We start from the raw sequence: 15,857 nt of genomic DNA, 5'->3' as shown, positions 1-15,857 counted from the left end.
GCGGGACCACCAGCGCCGACAACCTCACCCCCGCCTGCCCCCGACATCATCCCGTCAAAGACGAAACCCAATGGGGACTACACCGCGACCCCCACACCGGCGACCTGACCTGGACCACACCCACCGGGTACGAGATCGACACCGACCCACCACCCTTCTGAGTAGCGCGTCCTTCTGAGTAGCCCGTCGTCGTTCGCGGCTGCAATGCGCTGTCTCGTCGTGGCTGTGGCAGCAGTAGCAGGAGTGCTGCCCGTTCGCGGCGTCCTGTTACGTTCCGGTTTGGCCGTGTCCGCAAGTGCTCGCAGAGTGTGAACAGCGGCCATCGCCGTGACCGCCACCCCAACCGAAGGGAGCGCCCGTGACCGAGCGCATTCATCTCGCCGTCGCCCTCGACGGCGCCGGCTGGCATCCCGCCGCGTGGCGGGAGGAGTCGGCGCGTCCGACCGAACTGACCTCGCCCGCGTACTGGCGCGAGCTGGTGCAGACCGCGGAGCGGGCCGGCGTCCTCTTCGCGACTCTCGAGGACGCGCTCTCGCTCGGCGGCCGTTCCTACGAAGCGGATGCCGAGACCCGCCGAGACCGGGCGCGCGGGCGCCTCGACGCCGTGCTGCTCGCGTCGTTCCTGGCGCCGCTGACCGAGCGGATCGGGCTCGTGCCGACCGTCACGACGACGCACCCCGAGCCGTTCCACATCGCGACCGGCCTGCAGACGCTCGACCACGCGAGCCACGGCCGCGCCGGTGCGCGGTTCGTCGCGGGGGCGAACGCGCAGGAGCGGGCGAACTTCGGTCGTCGCAGCGATCCGACCGGCAGCCCCACCGACCTCGCGAGCGTCGGATCGCTGCGTGTCGAAGACCATCCCGAGTGGCTCGCCGCGTTCCGCGAGGCGGGCGACGTCATCGACGCCGTGCGGCGTCTCGCCGACTCGTGGGAGGACGACGCGATCATCCGCGACACGGTGACCGGGAAGTTCCTCGACCGCGACCGCATCCACAACCTGGAGTTCGAGGGCGAGTTCTTCGCCATCACCGGGGCCTCCATCGTGCCGCGCTCGCCGCAGGGCCAGCCGCTCGTGACCGTGCTCGCGCACTTGCGCGTCCCGTACCGGCTCGCCGCCGAGTACGCGGACGTCGTGTTCGTGACCCCGGCGGATGCCGCGGCCACCGCCGGCATCCTCGCCGAACTCGCCGAGGCGTCGGCGGAACTGCGCACCGAGCCCGAGCCGCTGCGCGTGTTCGCCGACCTGCTCGTGCTGATCGAGGACACCCGCGCCGCCGCCGACCAGGCGTGGGCGCGCCTGCAGGACCGCGCACAGCTGATCACCGACGCGCGCGTCGTGGTCGGAACGGCCGATGACGTTGTCGCAGAGATCGCCGCCCTCGCCGACGCCGGGGTCGACGGCATCCGCCTGCGCCCCGCGCGCCTACCCGCCGACCTCGCAGCGATCACCGAGCAGGTCGTCCCACTGATCTCGGATGCCGGCATCCTCGCTTCCGACAACGGAGCACCCACCCTGCGCGAACGCCTCGGGCTGCCGCGCCGCGCCAGTCGCTTCGCCGACCAGACCAGTCGCTTCGCCAAACAGGAGACCCGCGCATGACCCGCCAGATCCACCTCGCCGCGCACTTCCCAGGCGTCAACAACACGACGGTGTGGACAGACCCGACCTCGGGCAGCCAGATCGACTTCGCGTCGTTCGAGCACTTCGCCCGTAACGCCGAGCGTGGACTGTTCGACTACGTCTTTCTCGCCGAGGGGCTGCGCCTGCGCGAGCACCGCGGGCGCATCCACGACCTCGACGTGCTGGGCCGCCCGAACACGCTCGCGATCCTCGCCGCGCTCGCCGCCGTCACCTCCCACATCGGGCTCGTCGGGACCCTGTCGACGACGTTCAACGAGCCGTACGAGCTGGCACGCGAGCTCGCGACGATCGACCATCTCTCGGGAGGTCGCGCCGGGTGGAACGCCGTGACGAGCTCCGACGCTTTCCACGGCGCCAACTTCCGCCGCGGCGGATATCTCGATCAAGCCGACCGCTACGTGCGCGCCGCCGAGTTCACCGAGTTCGCCAAGCGGCTGTGGGCGTCGTGGCACGACGACGCGATCGTCGCCGACGCCGCGACGGGCGAGTTCCTGCGCGAGGGCGGGATCGACCGGGTGCGCTTCGCGTCGCGCCTGTTCGACGTCGACGCGGTGTTCGATGTGCCGGCCTCGCCGCAGGGGCGGCCGGTCGTCGTGCAGGCGGGGGATTCCGCCGAGGGCCGCGACTTCGGCGCACGGCACGCCGACGTCATCTTCTCGGGGCACACCGAGTTCGAAGACGCCCAGGAGTTCTACTGCGACGTCAAGGGACGCCTGTCGGCGCACGGTCGCGAGGAGGACTCGCTGAAGATCCTGCCCGCCGCGACGTTCGTCCTCGGTGACACGGATGCCGAGGCGCGCGAGCGCTCGCGTGAGATCGCGTTGCAGCAGGTGCGCCCGCAGACGGCGATCACCTACCTGGAGCAGATCTGGAACCGCGACTTCTCCGACTACGACGCGGACGGACCGCTGCCGGACGTCGACCCCGACACGGGTTCAGAGACCGCGCTGGGATTCGCGAACCGGCACGCCGCGATCCGTGGCCGCATCACGCAGCTGCGCGAGCTCGCCGCGGCCGAGAACTTCAGCATCCGCGATCTCGTCATCCACCTGACCGCGAAGCACACGTTCGTCGGCACGCCCGAGCACGTCGCCGCCGAGATCGACCGCTACGTGCAGGAGCGGGCGACCGACGGGTTCACCGTCGTCGGGCACCTGAGCCCCCACGGCCTGGACGAGTTCACCGAGAAGGTCATCCCGCTGCTGCAGGAGCGCGGGTCGTACCGGCGCTCGTACGAGGACGGCGCGACGCTGCACGACCTGCTCGGGCTCGAGCCGGTGCGCTCCCGCGTCGCGGTGTGAGGTTCCGGTCGTTGAGCGAGCGCACCCCCCGGTCGCCCCGCGACGAGCGCAGCGGCGAGTCGAAACGTCGCAACCCCGCCGCCGCCGTCCGCATCGTCGTGGTCGGCGCCGGTCCGCGGGCTGTCATGCTGCTGGAGCGGATCCTCGCGCGGTGGCCTGACGAGACCGAGGATGCCGGGGCGCTCCCGCCGGCGCAGATCACGCTCGTCGACCCTCATCCACCGGGCGCCGGGCGCATCTGGCGGCGCGAGCAGTCGCCGCTGCTGAAGCTCAACTCGATGGCGCGTGACGTGACGGTCTTCACCGACGAGACGTGCACGATATCCGGCCCCGTGCGGCCCGGCCCGTCGCTCATCGAATGGGCCGAGGGCGTACGCTCGGGCGCGATCGGTGACGTCCTCATCGACGATGCCGGCACCGCCGCAGAACTGCGGGGCCTACGGGGCGAGTCGTTTCCGACGCGCCGATTGCAGAGCCACTACCTCGACTGGTTCTGGCGCCGCACCGTTGCGTCCGCACCGGCAGGCGTGCGGGTGGAGTGGGTGCAGGATGCCGTCGCCAGCGTGCACGAAGGCGACGACACCGGCGGCGGGTGGCTGGTCGAACTCGCCGGCCCGTCGGCATCAGCCGCCGGCAGCATTCTGCCCGCCGACATCGTCGTCTATGCCGTGGGCCACAACGGCCGCGAGCCCGACGGGGAGACGCTGCGGCTGATCGAGGCCGCGGCATCCGCGGGTCTGCACTACGTGCCGCCGGACTTCACCGCCGACGCCGACCTCTCGGGGCTCGGGGCGGGAGAGGACGTCATCGTGCGGGGGATGGGCCTTGCCGCCGTCGATGCCGTCGTGCTGCTGGCGGAGGGCCGCGGCGGACGGTTCGAGCCGGATGATGCAGGAGCACTCCAGTACCGGCCGTCCGGCCGCGAGCCGCGGCTGCACCTCGGGTCGCGGCGCGGCGTGCCGTACCGGTCGAAGGTCGGCTCGGCGATCCAAGGGGCGCCGCCGGTCCTGCACGTGCTGACGAAGGAGGCGATCGCCCGGCTGCTCGCGCGGCCCGGGACGGTCGACTTCGCGGACGACGTGTGGCCGCTCGTGCGCGAAGAGCTCGTCTGGGGACACTACCGGGAGCTGTTCACGGGGCATCCGGAGCGGGTGCGCGCGAGCTGGGACGAGTTCCAGGAGGTGCTGCGGGCGACAGCGGGCGATGTCGAAGCGCTACGGGCCGCGGCGGCGGCCGTCATTCCCGACTGTCTCGACCGCTTCGACGTACCAACGCTCGACCGGCCGCTCGCGGGCGAGCAGTTCCCGGATGCCGAAACGCTGCAGGGACGAGTGCGTGCGCACATCCAGGAGGACCTGGCGTTGCGCACGACGCAGGAGCGCAGTCCGGCGCAAGCGGTGTTCCTCGCGCTGCTGCTGTCTTTCCTCGCGCTCGGCGACATCCCGACCGACCGCTGGAGCGCGCGGTCGCGCGCCGTCACGCTGCCGATCCAGTGGCACACGTTCTTCAGCTACGTCGCCTCGGGCCCGCCCGCTCACCGGCTCGAGGAGCTGCTCGCGCTCTCGCGCGCCGGCGTCGTGCGGTTCCTCGGCCCCGATGTTCACGTGCGTATCGAGCCGGGCAGGGGGTTCGTCGCGTCCTCGCCCCGGGTGCCGGGCGAGCAGGTCGCGGCCACGCTCGTGGACGCGTGGCTGCCGCGGGCGAGCGCTGCCATCAGCGACAACCCGGCGCTGCGCGAGTTGGCCCTCGTCCACGGGCGGGAACTGCAGGTGGCGGATGCCGACTTCGCAGGCACCCTGGGCCGCATCGACGTCGACGACACCGGGCACGTGCGCGCACCCGGCGGCCCCGCTCACAGCGACGTGTTCGCGATCGGTTCATTCACGAGCGCGACCGAGGCGGGCGCCTTCACCCGCCCCGGGTCCGACTCGCTCTCGCTGCGGCAGACCGACGTCGTGGCAGGCGCCGTCGTCGACGCGATCGCCGCGAGCGGCGCGGCCAGAGCCCCGCTGGTGAGCTCGACGGAGGGGTCGCAGTTGGTCGCTATCGCGGAGAGATAGCGACCATTCGCGACCCCGCGGGGACACCCTCCGGTCGCTCGATCGCGGGCGGGTCGCAGTTGGTCGCCATGGCCGACGTGTAGCGGCCATTTGCGACCCCGCTAGCGCGAATGCCGGCGACGGCCCCGCAGGTTCCCGAGGAGAATGCAGGATTCTGAGGACGGGATGCCGGGGTTTGCTCCTCAGCATCCGTCATCTCCTCAGCATCCGGCCGCTGACAGCGTCCGCGACCTCCCGGGAAACCTACCGCCGACATTTCTCACGGCGCTTTGTTTCGCGGCGTGACGTTATCAGACGGGGTGTGACGAACGCGCGTTCGCGGACTCGCGACGTCGCCTAACGTGCTGGAAGCCGCGGAGGGGAACCTGCTCCGCCCCTGTTCCCACCCGAAAGGCTCCAGATGTCCGCGTCTGAATCACTTCGCGAAGCGCCGGCTACCGGACTGGCCGCCGTGCTGACCGATCTTGCTGCGGCACTCCCCGGCCTCGACGTGCGCGCGGGCTCGAGCGACACCGTCCTGTACCTCGATGACGCCGCCACGCGCTCCTCACGCCGCGAAGCGTCTGTCGGGCCGGCCGTCGCCTTTCCCTCCACCCCCGCCGAGGTGCAGGAGATCGTGCGGACGGCCGCTCGTCACGGTGTGACGATCGTTCCGCGCGGTGCGGGCAGCGGCCTCTCGGGCGGCGCTTCGGCCACGGTCGATCAGCTGGTCGTGTCCACCGCACGGCTGAACCGCATCCTGGAGGTGTCGCCCCTCGACGAGGTGGCCGTCGTCGAACCCGGCGTGCTCAACGCCGCGCTCAATGAGCACCTCGCGCCCTTCGGACTGTTCTACGCGCCCGACCCGGCCAGCTGGGAGATCTCGAGCATCGGCGGCAACGTCGCCACCAACGCCGGCGGCCTCCGCTGCGCCAAGTACGGCGTCACTCGCGAATCGGTGCTCGCCCTGGACGTCGTGCTGGCCGACGGCGAGTTGATCACTATCGGTCATCGCTCCATCAAGGGCGTCGCGGGCCTCGATCTCGTGTCGCTGTTCGTCGGCTCGGAGGGCATCCTCGGCATCGTCGTGCGCATCACGGTGCGGCTGCGCCCCGTTCCGGTCGCCCGGCGCACGGTGTCGGCATTCTTCGACGACACCGCGGCCGGGGCCTCCGCTCTCGCGGCCATCACGGGCAGCCCCGTGCGCCCGGCGGTGATCGAGTTCCTCGATGGCCGCACGCTCGCCAACATCGACCGGCACCAGGGGACCGACCTGCGGCAGCGTGGCGGTGCACTGTTGCTCATCGAGCTCGACGGCTACGGCATCGATGACCAGTTCGCCGATCTCCGCGACGCGCTGGAGGCGGTCGGTGGGCGCGTGACGGCGGAGACGGATGCTGGCGGCGAGGCCCTCTGGGCGTTGCGTCGCGGCGGTCGCGGTCGCGATGAGCGGACGTGGTTCGCCGGTGGCGACATCGCCGTGCCGAAGTCGCGCATCGGCGATGTCTTCGCCGCGTTCCCCGCGCTGGAGGAGCGGTACGGCGTGGAGATCGGCGCCGTCGCCCATGCCGGCGACGGCAACCTGCACCCCGTCATCACGAGACCGATCCCTGACGGGGGCGACCCGTTCGCCCCGCCGCGGGACCTGCACGATGCTGCCGACGAGCTCGCTCGCCTGGCACTGGGTCTCGGCGGCACCGTGAGCGGAGAGCACGGCATCGGCACCGTCAAGCGTGACCTGGCCGCGCTCGAGTTCTCTCCCCGCAGCCGCGAGGCCCAGCTCGCCATCAAGACGGCACTCGACCCGTTCGAGTTGTTCAACCCCGGCAAGGCACTGTGACCACGGCATCCGCACCCCGTACTTCACCTGCACCCCAACACAGCAAGGAAATCAGCATGACCCGTTCTCTCCCCCGCCTGCTGAGGCGGGCGGCGCTCACAGCCACCGCGGCGCTCGCCACGACTGTCCTCGTCGCCGGCTGCGCCGGCGCCACCTCGCCGCAGTCCTCGGGCGACAGCTCCGGCGAACCCAAGTCGGGCGGTGACATCACCTTCCTCATCGATTCGCTCGGCTCCAGCTGGATTCCCAACGCCAGTTCGATCTCGAGCTACCAGGGGAACATCTGGGGCGAAGTCACCGACAAGCTCATCTATGTCGACGGCGAGGGCAACCTCAGTCCCTGGGTGGCCGACAGCTGGGAGCAGAACGACGCCGCGACGGAGTTCACGATCCACCTGAAGGACGGCGTGACCTTCTCCGACGGCTCGCCGGTCGACGCCGCCGCTGTCGCCGCCAACATCGAGGTGTGGGCGAAGGGCCAGCCCGACAAAGGCATTGCGCGGGTCGGCTTGTTCCCCTCGGCCAACTATGTCGGTGCGGAGGCCGTCGACGACGCCACCGTGAAGGTGACGTTCTCCAAACCCACGTTGAGCTTCATTCCGACGCTCGGCTACCACGGTTCGATCCTCATCTCGCCCGACACCCTCGCGCTGTCGGCGGAAGATCAGGCCGACCTTTCCCAGAGCATCGGCAGCGGCCCCTTCGTGGTGCAGTCGTGGAAGGACGGCGACAACGTCGTGCTCGCCAAGCGGGACGACTACAACTGGGGCCCCGAAGCGCTCGGTCACACCGGCGCGGCCTACCTCGACACGATCACGTACAAAGTCGTTCCGGAGCCGACACTGCGCACGGGCTCGGTGCAGTCGGGGCAGGCGGATGTCGCGTTCAACGCTTCCCCGCAAGAGTTGGATGCGCTGGAGAGCGAGGGCTTCGAGATCGCCGTTCCCCGCTACCTCGGCTTCGTCAACGGCTACGCGCTGAGGGTCAGCGTCGCGCCGTTCGGCGACAAGGCCGTACGCCAGGCGTTCTCCCGCGGCATCGACCGTGACGAAATCCTCTCGACCGTTTACACCAAGGACTGGAAGGCCGCCGAGAGCTTCGTGCAGAGCAACGTGCCGGGAGCGACAGACCACACGGACGCGTTCGCCTATGACCCCGACCTGGCCACTCAGCTTCTGGATGATGCGGGCTGGACCGTGGGCGCCGACGGCGTGCGTGAGAAGGACGGGCAGAAGCTCTCGGTGACCCTCTACGCCAACCCTTATCTTGCGACCTCGAAAGAGATCGATGAGCTGGTCGCCCAGCAGCTGGCAAAGATCGGGTTCGGCGTGAACATCGAGGCATACGACGTCCTCACCTATGGGCAGAAGGTGATCGGCAACGCGACGGTTGCTGCCAACGAGGTGACGCGCAGCTTCATCGACATCGGCACCATCCCGGGCGTGCTGACCTCCACCAACCCCGGCGACGAGGATTGGTTCAAAGTCGGCACGAGTGACACGACTCTCAATGACCTCGCGGCGCAGGTGGCATCCGCTACCGATATCGAGTCGCGCGCTGCGGTCTTCGACGAACTGCAGCAGTACGTGTTGGAGGAGGCCTACTTCGTGCCGATCACTCAGATCGTTCAGCGCATCTACGTGCAGACGCCCGACCTGAAGGACGTCACCTACAACGGTCTCGCGTACGCGAACTACTACACCGCCTGGCTCGACCGCTGAGACCCAGGAGAACCGACATGCGCTCCCCCTACGCCCGCTTTGCGCTCTCGCGGACGGCGCAGGCGATCCTCGTGGTGCTGCTGGCCTACGTGTTCACCTTCCTCGTGATCAGCGTGCTGCCCGGCGATCCGGTCACCAGCACGCTGAAGAACCCCGACAACGGCTTCACGCAGGATGACATCGACGCCATCGTCGCCTACTACGGCCTCGACCAGCCGGTGTGGGTCCAGCTGTGGACGTCGCTCAGCCGGTTCGTGGTCGGCGACTTCGGCATCTCGCTGCGCTCGAACCTGCCCGTCAGCGACCTCATCGCGCAGGCGCTGCCGTCGACGCTGGTCCTCGCGTCCTCCGCGCTCGCCGTCGCGATCGTGCTCGCCGCGCTCATCGCCTGGGGCACCCAGGTGCTCCCGGTGCGCTACGGTCAGGGCCTGCTGCGCGCTCTTCCGTCGCTGTTCCTCTCCGTGCCGAACTTCGTGATCGGCCTCCTCCTCATCCAGCTCTTCGCCTTCGGTCTGGGTGTCTTCCGCATCATCGACTCGGAGGGGCCGTGGTCGACGTTCTTCGCGGCCGTGGCGCTCGGCATCCCGGTGTCCGCGCAGCTGGCCGAGGTGCTCATCGCCAACCTCGACCACGAGTCGCGACAGGAGTACATCGCCGTGGCACGCTCGCACGGTCTGCGCCGCACCGCGATCTTCGCGCGGCACCTGGTGAAGCCCTCGTCGCTCCCGACTGTCACGGTGCTCGCCCTCATCGTCGGAGAGCTCCTCGGTGGCTCGCTCATCACCGAGTCGATCTTCGGACGCGCCGGCGTCGGCAGCCTCGTGCAGAGTGCCGTCGCCAGTCAGGACCTTCCGGTGCTGCAGGCCGTCGTCTCCCTCGCGGCGATCGTCTTCGTCGTCGTGAACCTTCTCGCCGATCTCGCCTATCCGCTTCTCGACCCGCGCGTGAGCCTCGACCGCGCGTTGCGCGGACGGGCCGTCTCGCCCGCGGCCGACCAGCCCTTGCACACCCCGCTCCAGGAGGAGGTGAGCGTCGTATGACCGGTGCCGCTCTCGCGACCCCCCGTTCCGCCACCGCGCGTCCGATCGCGTTCTCACTGCCGCCGACGGTCATCCTGTCGTTCGTGGCCCTCGCCGTCGTGATCGCGTGGGCTGTCGCGCCGGGACTGTTCACGTCGTACGATCCGGCCGTCGGGATCCCTGCCGACAAGTTCCTCGCCCCCAGCATCCCGCACCTCTTCGGCACCGATCAGCTCGGCCGCGACCAGTTCGCGCGGGTCGTGTTCGGCGCGCAGTCGTCCGTGCTGAGTGCCCTCGTCGCCGTCGTCATCGGCGTCGTCGTGGGCGGAGCCATCGGGCTGCTCGCCGGATTCTTCGGCGGATGGACCGATATCGGGCTCGCGCGCGTCGTCGACGTACTGCTGGCCATTCCGAGCTTCCTTCTCGCCGTCGTGGTCGTCAGTTCGCTCGGCTTCCAGACGATCAATGCGGCCATCGCCACGGGCGTCTCGGCCGTTGCGGTGTTCGCCCGCGTGATGCGTTCCGAGGTGATCAAGACCCGCAAGGCGGTCTTCGTGGAGGCTTCGGCACTGCAGGGGGGTTCCCGCGCACACATTCTCTTCCGCCACGTGCTGCCCAACGCCTCGCGTTCGGTGCTCACCCTCGCAGTGCTGCAGTTCGGCCTGTCGATCCTCGTCATCGCCGGGCTCGCGTTCCTCGGTTACGGTGACCCGCCGCCGGCGTCGGACTGGGGACTGCTGATCTCGTCCGGCAAGGACTACCCGCGCGCCCCATGGCTGGTCCTCTACCCGGCGCTGGTCACCGTGGCGGCGGTGCTGTCGGTCAACCGCATCAGCCGCTGGCTGCGCAAGACCTCCTGACCGCCTCTTCCGGAAGGACCCGACATGACTGAAAACACCACCCCCGAGCTCCTTCGCGTGGACGCGCTCTCCGTCGCATACGGTCGCACGCAGGTCGTCTTCGACGTCGGCTTCGGCGTCGCCCGCGGCGAGAGCCTCGCCCTCATCGGCGAATCGGGCTCGGGCAAGTCGACCATCGCTCGCGCCGTCCTGCGACTGCTCCCCGAGGGTGCCAAGGCATCAGGCGGCATTCGTTTCCAGGGGCAGGAAGTGCTCAAAGCGCCGGAGCGTCGGTTCCGCGCGCTCCGCGGGCGAGAGATCGGCTTCGTTCCGCAGGACCCGGCGAACGCGCTCAACCCGGTGCGGCGCATCGGGGCGCAGGCGCACGAGGCGGCGACGCTCGTCGAGCCGCGCGACGCCCGCGCACGGAAGCTCCTCATCCTCGACACGTTCGAGAAGGTGGGCCTCCCCGACCCGCAGCGTGTGTACGACTCCTACCCGCACCAGTTGTCGGGCGGGATGCTGCAGCGCGTGCTCATCGGACTGGCTCTGATCCCCGCGCCCTCGCTGATCGTCGCCGACGAACCGACGAGCGCGCTCGACGTGACGATCCAGAAGCGGATCCTCGACCTCCTCACCCGGTTGCAGGCCGAACGCGGCATCGGTCTGCTCCTCATCACGCACGACCTCGCCATCGCGGGCGAGCGCACCGACCGCCTCGTGGTGCTCAAGGACGGACGAGTGCAGGACGGCGGCCCTACCGCCGACGTCTTCGCCCGGCCGGGATCCGAGTACACCCGGCGGCTGCAGGCCGACGCGCCGTCGCTCAACCCCGCGCGCTACGAGGCGCTTCGCGCGCAGCGCACCGCGGTTCCCGCAGCTCGGGCGACGCGCGCGGCGACGTCTGCCGCGTCCGCGAAGATTCAGGTCACGGGGCTCGCCAAGACCTTCACGGGCGGCGTGAAGGCGCTGGACGACGTCTCGTTCGCCGTTCCCGCCGGCACGACCCACGCGCTGGTGGGGGAGTCCGGATCGGGAAAGACGACGGCCTTGCGCGCCCTCCTCGGCCTCGAGCATCCCGACGCCGGCACGATCCTGGTCGACGGGGAATCGGTGTTGGGCCGCAACGCGGAAGCCCTGCGCGGCATCCGTCGGCACCTGCAGCTGGTGTATCAGAACCCGTTCACGTCGCTCGATCCGGCGTGGAAGGTCGGGGAGATCGTGCGCGAGCCCCTCGATCGCTACCGCGTGGGCGCGCGGCGAGACCGCGCGGCACGTGTGGCGGAGACGCTCGACGCCGTGGGACTCACCGCCGACCATGCGCGACGCCGGCCCGCAGAGCTGTCCGGAGGTCAGCGCCAGCGCGTGGCGATCGCGCGGGCGCTCGTGCTGGAGCCCGACATCATCGTGCTCGACGAACCCACCAGCGCTCTCGACGTGAGCGTGCAGGCCGACATTCTCGAGGTGCTGCTGCGCCTGCAGGTCGAGCGCGGACTGACCTACCTGTTCGTCTCACACGATCTCGCCCTGGTGCGGCAGATCGCCGACACCGTCACCGTGCTGCGTCGCGGCCGGGTGGTCGAGAGCGGCTCGGTCGCCCGCGTCTTCGCCGACCCGCAGGACGACTACACGATCACCCTGCTGTCGGCGATCCCGCGCGCCGGGACACGCCTCGAGGCGCGTCCCGAGAAGCGCGTCGACCTCGTCCCGACCGCCTGACCGATCCGGAGAACCTCATGACCATCGACACCCTCCCCGCGCCCGCGCACACGGCCCTCGTCTCCGCCTTCACGGCGCCGAAGGGCTTCGGCGATCAGACCCTGCGCGACCGGCGTCAGGACGCGATCGAGCTGACGGGCGGCATCCCCGATCCTTCGGTGCTGCCGGCCCGCGAACTCGCCGAGGCGACGGCACGCGTGCTCGCGACCCCAGGGCTGCCGGCGCTGCAGTATTCGCGGACCGAGGGCATCCCGGCGCTGCGCGAGTGGATCGCCGAGCGCGAGGGGGTGCCCGTCTCGCGCATCTTCGTCACCAACGGCGGCTTCCACGGCCTGGCTCTGGCGATCCAGACGACCGTCGAGCGCGGTGGACTGGTCGCGGTGGACAACCCGATCTTCCCGCTGTTCCTGCGTGGGCTCGAGCTTTCCGCCGGGGAGTTCCTTCCTGTGCCGGTCGGTCGCGAGGGCCTCGACGTGGACCACTTGGAGCAGTTGTTGCGCGGCGGCGCACGCCCCGCGGCGCTCTACACGGTGCCCGACTTCCACAACCCGACGCAGGGGTCGCTGCCGCTCGAGGCGCGGCGCGCGCTCGTCCGCCTGGCCGAGCAGTACGGATTCGTCGTGTTCGCCGACAACCCGTACCGGGAGTTGCGCTTCGCGGGGGCGACGGCCGAGGAGGAGCCGTTCAACCACTCCGACCGGGTCATTCACGTCAACACCTTCACCAAGACCCTCGGACCGGGACTGCGCCTGGGATGGCTCGTCCTGCCGGAATGGCTCGTGCCCGATGTCGTCGCGCTGCGCAGCCGACAGGACTCGCACTCGTCGACCTTCACACAGGCGATCGTCGCCGAGTTGCTCGCCTCGGACCCCGGCCTCTTCGACGCGACGCTGACGCGCGCCCGCGCGCTGTACCGGGATCGCGCCCGGACGCTTGCGACCTCGCTGGAGCGAGAGGCGCCCGGAACCTTCGAGGTGGAGGTGCCGGAGGGTGGACTGTTCCTGTGGCCGCGCCTGCGCGACGACGCGATCGACGCCGACCGGCTCGCCGACGATGCCAGCGCCGAGGGCGTCGAGTACCAGCGGGGCTCGTTCTTCCCGTCCGGACCGGGGACGGATGCCGCGCGGCACCTCCGCCTGTCCTTCGGCAACACCACTGAAGAGCAGCTGAGTGAAGCCGCCGCCCGCCTCGCACGGGCGGTGCAGCGCCAGTCGTAACCGGTCGTGCTCGCCGCAAGAGTGCGGCTGCGGGCGATGAGCGCCAGCAGGGAATGAGCGGTCGCGTCGCCGCCCTCTCCGTATTGTGACGTTCTCCGGTCGACAGACCGGGCCGAATCACATACGGTGGTGCCGTGCCCCTGACCTGTCGCTGTTGTCGCTGAGCCTCTCCGGCTCCCTCCGACGACCCCGACCGCCCGCCGCCTTGGAGCGCACTCTGTGCCTGCGGCCCCACTCTTCAGGACGCTCATGCGCTACGCATCGCACATCGCCGACCTCGTCGGCAACACGCCCCTTGTCCGCCTGAACGCCGTGACGGCCTCTGACCGAGCCGACCGCGCTGATGGCGGCATCCGCGCCACCGTGCTCGCGAAGGTCGAGTACTTCAACCCCGGCGGTTCGGCGAAGGACCGCATCGCCGGGAACATCATCGATGCCGCCGAAGCTGCAGGCCAACTGCGCCCCGGTGGCACGATCGTCGAGCCGACCAGCGGCAACACCGGCGTCGGACTCGCCCTCGTCGCGCTGCAGCGTGGCTACCGCATGGTCTTCGTCGTGCCCGACAAGTTCGCCGGCGAGAAAGTCGCCGTGCTGAGGGCGTACGGCGCCGAGGTCGTCATGACGCCCACGAGCGTGCCGCCGGAGCATCCCGACTCGTACTACAGCGTCTCGGACCGGCTCGCCCGCGAGATCCCCGGCGCGTTCAAGCCCGACCAGTTCGCGAATCTCAACGGGCCGCGCGGGCACTACGAGACGACCGGCCCGGAGATCTGGCGCGACACCGACGGGAGGGTCACGCACCTCGTCGCCGGCATCGGCACCGGCGGCACGATCAGCGGTGCCGGGCGGTTCCTCAAGAACGCGACCGCCGGCGAGGTCGTGGTCGTCGGCGCCGATCCCGAGGGGTCGATCTACTCCGGCGGACCGCTCCACGGGTACGCCGTCGAAGGCGTCGGCGAGGACTTCTACCCGGCGACCTTCGACCCCACCGTCGTCGACCGCTACGAACGGGTGACGGATGCCGAGAGCTTCGCCATGACGCGCCGACTCGCCCGCGAGGAGGGCCTGCTCGTCGGCGGATCCTCCGGAATGGCGGTCGTCGCGGCGCTCCGCACGGCCCGTGACCTTGATGAGGATGCCGTCGTGGTCGTCATCCTGCCCGACCATGGCCGCAGCTACCTCTCAAAGCTGTACGACGATGGTTGGCTCGCCGCTCGTGGGCTCGCGCTCGCGGCATCCACCCCGACAGGAGCACGCCCATGACCACCCTCGACGCCGCACGCGGCTTCGCCAGTCTCGCCGTCCACGCCGGCCAGGAGTTCGACCCCACGACTGGGGCCGTCATCCCGCCGGTCCATTTCTCCACGACATATGCCCAGGACGGCATAGGCGAACTCCGTCAGGGGTACGAGTACGGCCGCAGCGGCAATCCGACGCGCACGGCGCTGCAGACCCAGCTGGCCGCGATCGAGGGCGGCGCGCACGCCTACTCCTTCGCGTCGGGACTCGCCGCCGAAGACACCCTGCTGCGGGCGGTGCTGTCGCCGGGCGACGAGGTGCTGCTCGGCAGCGACGTGTACGGCGGTACGCACCGGCTGCTGTCCCGCGTGCTCGGACCGTGGGGCGTGCGCCTGCGGGTCGTCGACATGAGCGACCCGGATGCCGTGCGGGCCGCCGTCGCCGAGCGCGCACCTCGGATTCTGTGGGTCGAGACCCCCTCGAACCCCCTGCTGCGCATCACCGACATCGCGGGGCTGGCCGCGATCGGTCACGAGGCGGGGGCCCTCGTCGTCGTGGACAACACGTTCGCCACGCCCGCGCTGCAGCAACCGCTCGCGCTCGGCGCCGACATCGTGGTGCACTCCACGACGAAGTACCTCGGCGGTCACTCCGACGTCGTCGGCGGCGCGGTCGTGCTGTCGGAAGCGCACCGCGACAGCGCGCTCGCCGAGCAGCTCGGCTTTCTGCAGTTCGCCGTCGGCGCGGTATCGGGCCCGCTCGACGCGTGGCTGACGACCCGCGGCATCAAGACCCTGGACGTGCGGATGCGTCGGCACAGCGAGAACGCGGCATCCGTCGCCGCATTCCTCGAAGGGCATGAACGAGTGGCGCGCGTGTACTACCCCGGACTCGCCTCGCACCCGGGTCACGACCTCGCTGCCCGGCAGATGTCGGGCTTCGGCGGAATCGTGTCGATCGCGCTCGAATCGGGAGCGGTAGCACGCCGGTTCGCGGAGTCGACCCGGCTGTTCCAGCTCGCAGAGTCGCTCGGTGGCGTGGAGTCGCTCGTCAACTACCCCGACGAGATGACGCACGCCTCGGTGCGCGGCACCGAGGCGGCGGTCCCGGTCGAGGTCGTGCGCCTGTCGGTCGGGATCGAGGCAGTCGCCGACCTCCTCGCCGACCTGGAGCAGGCGCTCGCGGTCTGACGCTCTGGCGCCCGCGCGCCAGGACTCCTCGTGTCGTCGAGCCCGCCCCTTGTTGCCGAGTCGGCCGGTTGGGTACCGCGCACAACCGGCC

At 70.2% G+C, this 15,857-nt stretch carries 11 protein-coding genes; all 11 read left to right on the top strand.

Features of this window, described 5'->3' with window-relative positions:
* Positions 1-358: 358 nt before the first annotated feature.
* The 11 genes from WBP48_RS16555 (at position 359) to WBP48_RS16505 (ending at position 15,766) form a co-directional block, all read left to right on the top strand.
* Entirely contained in the window at positions 359-1,600 is a 1,242-nt protein-coding gene (locus tag WBP48_RS16555) for an LLM class flavin-dependent oxidoreductase (RefSeq protein ID WP_424441840.1), read from the top strand.
* Positions 1,597-2,943, top strand: coding sequence for an NtaA/DmoA family FMN-dependent monooxygenase (locus tag WBP48_RS16550; protein ID WP_424441839.1), 1,347 nt, complete (start codon positions 1,597-1,599; stop codon positions 2,941-2,943). The genes WBP48_RS16555 and WBP48_RS16550 overlap by 4 nt, the downstream gene beginning before the upstream one ends.
* Positions 2,944-2,954: 11 nt before the next feature.
* Positions 2,955-5,003 carry an FAD/NAD(P)-binding protein gene (locus tag WBP48_RS16545; RefSeq protein ID WP_424441838.1) on the top strand — a complete coding sequence of 683 codons (2,049 nt, stop codon included), beginning with the start codon at positions 2,955-2,957 and terminating at the stop codon, positions 5,001-5,003.
* A gap of 400 nt (positions 5,004-5,403) precedes the next feature.
* On the top strand, positions 5,404-6,822 hold the full coding sequence (locus tag WBP48_RS16540; protein ID WP_424441837.1) for an FAD-binding oxidoreductase: 1,419 nt from the start codon (positions 5,404-5,406) through the stop codon (positions 6,820-6,822).
* 56 nt (positions 6,823-6,878) lie between these two features.
* Entirely contained in the window at positions 6,879-8,543 is a 1,665-nt protein-coding gene (locus WBP48_RS16535; RefSeq protein ID WP_424441836.1) for an ABC transporter substrate-binding protein, read from the top strand.
* 17 nt (positions 8,544-8,560) lie between these two features.
* Positions 8,561-9,583: an ABC transporter permease gene (locus WBP48_RS16530; protein ID WP_424441835.1), complete on the top strand. Its 1,023-nt coding sequence runs from the start codon at positions 8,561-8,563 to the stop codon at positions 9,581-9,583.
* Positions 9,580-10,422 carry an ABC transporter permease gene (locus WBP48_RS16525; RefSeq protein WP_424441834.1) on the top strand — a complete coding sequence of 281 codons (843 nt, stop codon included), beginning with the start codon at positions 9,580-9,582 and terminating at the stop codon, positions 10,420-10,422. Before WBP48_RS16530 ends, WBP48_RS16525 begins: the two co-directional genes overlap by 4 nt.
* A gap of 24 nt (positions 10,423-10,446) precedes the next feature.
* Entirely contained in the window at positions 10,447-12,120 is a 1,674-nt protein-coding gene (locus WBP48_RS16520) for a dipeptide ABC transporter ATP-binding protein (RefSeq protein WP_424441833.1), read from the top strand.
* Between the two features lie 17 nt (positions 12,121-12,137).
* Positions 12,138-13,337: a PLP-dependent aminotransferase family protein gene (locus tag WBP48_RS16515; protein WP_424441832.1), complete on the top strand. Its 1,200-nt coding sequence runs from the start codon at positions 12,138-12,140 to the stop codon at positions 13,335-13,337.
* Positions 13,338-13,586: 249 nt separating this feature from the next.
* The gene (locus WBP48_RS16510) at positions 13,587-14,600 is read left to right on the top strand and encodes a PLP-dependent cysteine synthase family protein (RefSeq protein WP_424441831.1); all 1,014 of its coding nucleotides are present in this window, start codon (positions 13,587-13,589) and stop codon (positions 14,598-14,600) included.
* A complete protein-coding gene (locus WBP48_RS16505; protein ID WP_424441830.1) occupies positions 14,597-15,766 on the top strand; it encodes a cystathionine gamma-synthase in 1,170 nt (389 codons plus the stop codon). The genes WBP48_RS16510 and WBP48_RS16505 overlap by 4 nt, the downstream gene beginning before the upstream one ends.
* The last annotated feature ends 91 nt before the right edge of the window (positions 15,767-15,857 follow it).

It is taken from the genome of Microbacterium sp. (genome assembly GCF_049661145.1).
Lineage (GTDB): Bacteria > Actinomycetota > Actinomycetes > Actinomycetales > Microbacteriaceae > Microbacterium.
The sequence above is the reverse complement of the archived record's forward strand: the minus strand, read 5'-3'. Positions and strand labels throughout refer to the sequence as shown.